Origin of the sequence: Roseateles sp. (genome assembly GCF_039929605.1) — a bacterium.
Lineage (GTDB): Bacteria > Pseudomonadota > Gammaproteobacteria > Burkholderiales > Burkholderiaceae_C > Pelomonas.
Genome location: NZ_JBDSQX010000054.1, coordinates 52,880 through 58,269 on the forward strand (window position 1 = coordinate 52,880; position 5,390 = coordinate 58,269).

Consider the following 5,390-nt stretch of genomic DNA (forward strand, 5'->3'; position numbering starts at 1 on the left):
AGCCCGGGGCCCTCAGGCCTTTAGAAACTCCGCCTTCGTCCCGAGCCAGCGCGCCACCTGACGTCGCGCCGCCTCGGGATGCCCGTCCAGCAGTTGCGGCGCCAGCGCGCGGGCGGCGACGAGCAGGGGCGCGTCCTCCTGCAGGTCGGCAAAACGCAGCAGCTCGGCGCCGCTCTGGCGTGAGCCCATGAACTCCCCCGGCCCGCGGATGTCGAGGTCGCGGCGCGCGATCTCGAAGCCGTCGGTCGTCTCGGCCATGGCCTTGAGCCGCGCCTTGCCGGTGTCGGACAGCGGCGGGCTGTAGATCAGCACGCACACACTCGCCTTCGAGCCGCGCCCCACGCGGCCACGCAACTGGTGCAGCTGCGCCAGGCCAAAGCGCTCGGCGTGTTCGATGACCATCAGGCTGGCGTTCGGCACATCCACGCCGACCTCGATGACCGTCGTGGCCACCAGCACGCTCGTCGCGCCGCCGGAAAACTGCGCCATCACGGCCGCCTTCTCGCCCGACGCCATGCGGCCGTGCAGCAGGCCCACCTGCGTGCCTTGCAGCTCCTCGCTCAGCTCCGCGTGCGTCTCGGTCGCGTTGCGCAGGTCCACGGCCTCGCTCTCCTCCACCAGCGGGCAGACCCAGTAGACCTGGGCACCGTCGGCCACCGCCATGCGGATCTTGTCGACCACGTCGTGGCGCTTGGACTCGGTGAACACCTTGGTGACGATGGGGCTGCGGCCGGGCGGCAGCTCGTCGATCGTGGAGACGTCGAGGTCGGCGAAGTAGGTCATCGCCAGCGTCCGAGGAATCGGCGTCGCACTCATCATCAGCATGTGCGGCTCCAGGTCCATCGCCTTGAGCTTGTTGCGCAATGCCAGTCGCTGCGCGACGCCAAACCGGTGTTGCTCGTCAATGATGGCCAGGCCCAACTTCGCGAACTTGACCTTGTCCTCGATGACGGCATGCGTGCCGATGACGAGCTGGGCCTCGCCCGACGCCGCCGCGTCCAGCATTGCCTGCCGCGCCTTGCCCTTCACGCTGCCGGTGAGCCAGGCGACCTTCAGCCCCATCGGCTCCAGCCAGCTGATGAGCTTGCGGAAATGCTGCTCGGCCAGGATCTCGGTGGGCGCCATCAGCGCGCACTGCCAGCCGGCGTCGATGGCGACGGCCGCGGCCAACGCGGCCACCACCGTCTTGCCCGAGCCCACATCGCCCTGCAGCAGCCGGTGCGTGGGCTGAGGCCGCGCCAGGTCTTTCGCAATCTCCTCGGCCACGCGCTGCTGCGCGGCGGTCAACTGAAACGGCAGCGCCGCCAGCAGCTTCTCGTGCAGGCCGCCGGGCCTGCCGCGCAGGGCCGGTGCCGCCAGCAGCGCGCGCTCGCGCTGGGCCTGCAGCTGCGACAACTGCTGGGCCAGCAGTTCCTCGAACTTGAGCCGCTGCCAGGCCGGATGGCTGTGGTCTTCCAGCGCGGCGAGCGACGCGCTCGGCGGCGGGTGGTGCAGGTAGTGCAACGCGTCCTTCAACGGCGGCAGCCCGTGCGGCACAACGCCCGCCGGCAGCAGCTCGCGCAGGTCCGCCCGCGCCAGGCCCGAGGCCACGGCCTTGCGCAGATAGGCCTGCGGCAGCTGGGCGGACGCGGGGTAGACCGGCGTGAGGGATTGCGCCAGCGGCGTGTCCTCGTCGACGACCTTGACGACCGGGTGCACCATCTCGCGGCCGAAGAAGCCGACCCGCGCCTCACCGCGGATGCGCAGCCGGGTGGCGGCGGACATCTGCCGTTGCTGCGCCGGGTAGAAGTTGAGAAAGCGCAGCAACAAGGTGCCGGACTCGTCCTTCACTCGCACCAGCAGTTGGCGGCGCCCGCGCATCTCGATCTGGCAGTCCACGACAACGCCCTCCACCTGCGCCGGCTCGTTCTCGCGTAGCGCGGCGATGGGGATGACACGCGTCTCGTCCTCATAGCGCAGCGGCAGGTGCAGGGCCAGGTCGATGTCGCGCAGCAGGCCGAGCTTTTCCATCGCCTTTTGGGGCGCGGACTTGGTGGCGGGTTTGGGCGTGGCGGCGGCCTCGGGCATGGGCGGCATTGTGCAAGCCGACAATCGCGGCATGACCCGTTTCACCGTCGCCGACTTCGATTTCGACCTCCCGCCCGAGCTGATTGCCCAGCATCCGGCGGCCGAGCGCAGCGCCTCGCGGCTGCTTGACGCATCTGGCGACCAGCCGGTGGACCGCGTCTTCCGCGAGCTGCCTGATCTGCTCGCGCCCGGCGACCTGCTGGTCTTCAACAACACCCGCGTCATCAAGGCCCGGCTCTACGGGGTGAAGGCGACCGGCGGCTCGGTGGAGGCGCTCGTCGAGCGCGTGCTGCCGGGCACGCGAGAAGTCTGGATGCACCTGCGCGCCAGCAAGAGCCCCAAGCCGGGCAGCCGCGTGCGCTTCGCCGAGGCCTTCGACGCCGAGGTGCTGGGCCGCTGCGGGCCCGACGACGGCCTCTTCCACCTGCGCTTTGCCGGCGATCCCTTCGCGCTGCTGGAGGCCCACGGCCACGTGCCTCTGCCGCCCTACATCGCCCATGCCGACAGCGCCGAGGACGAACGCCGCTACCAGACCGTCTTCGCCAGGGAGCCCGGCGCCGTCGCCGCGCCCACGGCGGCGCTGCATTTCGACGAGGCCTTGCTGGCCCGCCTGGCCGAGCGCGGCGTCAGCACCGCGCATGTGACGCTGCACGTCGGCGCCGGCACCTTCCAGCCGGTGCGCGTCGAGACGCTGGCCGAACACAAGATGCACAGCGAGTGGTTCGACGTGCCGGAGTCCACCGTGGACGCCATCGCCGCGTGCCGCGCGCGCGGCGGCAAGGTCGTCGCGGTGGGCACGACGACGCTGCGCGCGCTGGAGTCCGCGGCGCGTGGCGGCGAGCTGCAGGCCGGCGCCCGCGAGACCGACATCTTCATCACGCCGGGCTTCCCATTCCGCGTCGTCGACCGCCTCGTCACCAACTTCCACCTGCCCAAGAGCACGCTGATGATGCTGGTCAGCGCGCTGGCCGGGCATGAGAGGGTGATGGCGCTCTACCGACATGCCATCGGCGAGCGCTACCGCTTCTTCAGCTATGGCGACGCGATGCTGTTGACGCGCACCAGCGCCGGCTGACGGAGGCGGGACTCATTCGCCGGTGTACATCGCCGTTCGCGCGCCCTTGTCGCCGAGGTGGCGGCGCAGGATGGCGTGGACGCTGCCATCGGCCAGCATGGCCTGCAGCGCACGGCGCAGACGCAGGCGGTCGGCCTCGGGCATGGTGTGGGCCATGGCCAGCGAGACCGCGTTGCGCTCGTTGGGCGCCACGTCCACGGCCACAAGTTCGTCGGGGTTGTCGAAGGCAGCCATGGCGATGCCCCAGCCGCTCGGCAGGGCCAGCAGCCCGTCGGCCCGGCCCGCGCGCATCATGCGGGCGGCGGTCTTGAAATCACCTGCCTCGACGAGGCGGCCCTGGCTGCGCATGCGCAGCACCCAGGCGTCGATGGTCGGGCCGTGGGCATAGCCGCGAACGTCCAGCAGCCGCAGCCCGGGCATGGCCTCGAAGGCGGCGATGCTGTTGATCCGCCCCGCGAGTTCGCGTCGCATCAGCACCTGGTAGCGGCCCTGGGCATAGGGCACCAGCTCGGCAATCTCGCGCCGCTCCGGGCTGGCCAGCGCAGACAGCGTCAGCTGCACGACGCCACGCCGCATCTGGTCCCAGATGCGCACGCGCGACTCGACCACCATCCGCAACTCGCAGCCCGAGCGCAGCGCCAGCTCGTCGAACATGTCCTTGTCGATGCCGGCCGGCCCCAGCTGCGGGTCTTCGTAATAGAAGCGGGCATAGGCATACACGGCGGCTGTGTAGGGGCCGCAGGCTTGGGCGGCCCCTCCCGTTGAAGCAAGCGTCAGCCCTGCGAGAAGGGCCTGGATCGGCGCGCGGATCATGTGCCGATGGTGGCGGGTGAGGCGGTTGGCGTCCAGCGTGTTTTGCGTGGTGGATGCCGGCCGTCGACCCCGCTGCGACAATCCCACCCCCATGCTGAAGTTCGACCTCCTCACCACCGAAGGCCGCGCCCGTCGCGGCACGCTCACGCTCAACCATGGCGTCGTGCAGACGCCCATCTTCATGCCCGTGGGCACCTACGGCACCGTCAAGGGCGTCACGCCGCGGTCGCTGGAGGAGATGGGCGCGCAGATCATCCTGGGCAACACCTTCCACCTGTGGATGCGGCCGGGCCTGGATGTCGTCACGCAGTTCGGCGGCCTGCACCGCTTCGAGAGCTGGAACAAGCCCATCCTCACGGACAGCGGCGGCTTCCAGGTCTGGAGCCTGGGTGCGATGCGCAAGATCACCGAGGAAGGCGTCAAGTTCGCGTCGCCCGTCAACGGCGACAAGCTCTTCCTGACCCCCGAGGTCAGCATGCAGATCCAGACGGTGCTCAACAGCGACATCGTCATGCAGTTCGACGAATGCACGCCGTATGAATCCAAGGGCGTGCTGACGACCGAGCGCGAGGCCAAGCAGTCGATGGAGCTGAGCCTGCGCTGGGCCAAGCGCTGCGTCGATGAGTTCGGCCGGCTGGAGAACCCCAACGCCCTCTTCGGCATCGTCCAGGGCGGCATGTTCACCAGCCTGCGCGACGCGTCCCTCGCCGGCCTGGCCGCGCTGGACCTGCCGGGCTATGCCATCGGCGGCCTGTCGGTCGGCGAGCCCAAGGCCGAGATGCAGCGCATCCTCGGTCACATCGGCCACCAGTTGCCGGCCCACAAGCCGCGCTACCTGATGGGTGTCGGCACGCCGGAAGACCTGGTCGAGGGCGTGTCCCAGGGCATCGACATGTTCGACTGCGTCATGCCCACCCGCAACGCCCGCAACGGCCATCTGTTCACGCGCTTCGGCGACCTGCGGCTGCGCAACGCGCGTTACAAATCCGACGAAAAGCCCGTAGATGAAACCTGCGGTTGCGAATGCTGCAAGGCCTTCTCGCGCGCCTATCTGCACCACCTGGACCGCTGCGGCGAAATGCTCGGCCCCATGCTGACCAGCGTGCACAACCTGCACTACTACCTCAATCTGATGCAGGAGATGCGGGACGCGCTGGACGCAGGCCGTTTCGAGGCCTGGCGGGTGCAGTTCGCGACGGACCGGGCGCGCGGCGTTTGACAGCGCTGCCGCTCTCAGCGGCGTATCCCAAGATCTAGGGGGGTGCCCCTGCTTTCGCCGAGCGGCGTCCCCCGTTTGCAGGTCAAGAAACGTAAATTCGTCACACGTGCAAGCCCAGAATCGCGCCGGCCCTCCCCGGATCATGCGCGCTTGCTGCCGCCTGTAACTGCATGAAACAGCGGGGTTGGCGAGACAACTTCCCCGAGGGTTTTAGAC

General features: G+C 69.4%; 4 protein-coding genes. 2 read left to right on the forward strand and 2 right to left on the reverse strand.

The features are described from left to right. Positions 1-12: 12 nt before the first annotated feature. Complete coding sequence (recG, locus tag ABIS05_RS07770) at positions 13-2,067, reverse strand: ATP-dependent DNA helicase RecG (RefSeq protein ID WP_348010735.1); 2,055 nt, start codon at positions 2,065-2,067, stop codon at positions 13-15. Between the two features lie 31 nt (positions 2,068-2,098). On the opposite strand from recG, the gene queA reads away from it, so the two are divergent. Beyond that, positions 2,099-3,142, forward strand: a complete 1,044-nt coding sequence (gene queA, locus ABIS05_RS07775) for a tRNA preQ1(34) S-adenosylmethionine ribosyltransferase-isomerase QueA (protein ID WP_348010736.1) — start codon at positions 2,099-2,101, stop codon at positions 3,140-3,142. A gap of 12 nt (positions 3,143-3,154) precedes the next feature. Here queA and ABIS05_RS07780 read toward each other — a convergent pair whose 3' ends face one another. Beyond that, the gene (locus ABIS05_RS07780; RefSeq protein ID WP_348063236.1) at positions 3,155-4,048 is read right to left on the reverse strand and encodes a transporter substrate-binding domain-containing protein; all 894 of its coding nucleotides are present in this window, start codon (positions 4,046-4,048) and stop codon (positions 3,155-3,157) included. Between ABIS05_RS07780 and tgt the strand changes: the two genes are divergently transcribed. After that, the gene (tgt, locus tag ABIS05_RS07785; protein ID WP_348010738.1) at positions 4,047-5,174 is read left to right on the forward strand and encodes a tRNA guanosine(34) transglycosylase Tgt; all 1,128 of its coding nucleotides are present in this window, start codon (positions 4,047-4,049) and stop codon (positions 5,172-5,174) included. The two genes, ABIS05_RS07780 and tgt, sit on opposite strands and share 2 nt — an antisense overlap. Positions 5,175-5,390 lie beyond the last annotated feature (216 nt).

Bases quoted from the DNA above. Each gene is read 5' to 3' on its own strand.
- recG (WP_348010735.1), bottom strand. From the start codon at position 2,067: ATGCCCGAGGCCGCCGCCACGCCCAAACCCGCCACCAAGTCCGCGCCC.
- queA (WP_348010736.1), top strand. From the start codon at position 2,099: ATGACCCGTTTCACCGTCGCCGACTTCGATTTCGACCTCCCGCCCGAG.
- tgt (WP_348010738.1), top strand. From the start codon at position 4,047: ATGCTGAAGTTCGACCTCCTCACCACCGAAGGCCGCGCCCGTCGCGGC.
- ABIS05_RS07780 (WP_348063236.1), bottom strand. From the start codon at position 4,048: ATGGGGGTGGGATTGTCGCAGCGGGGTCGACGGCCGGCATCCACCACG.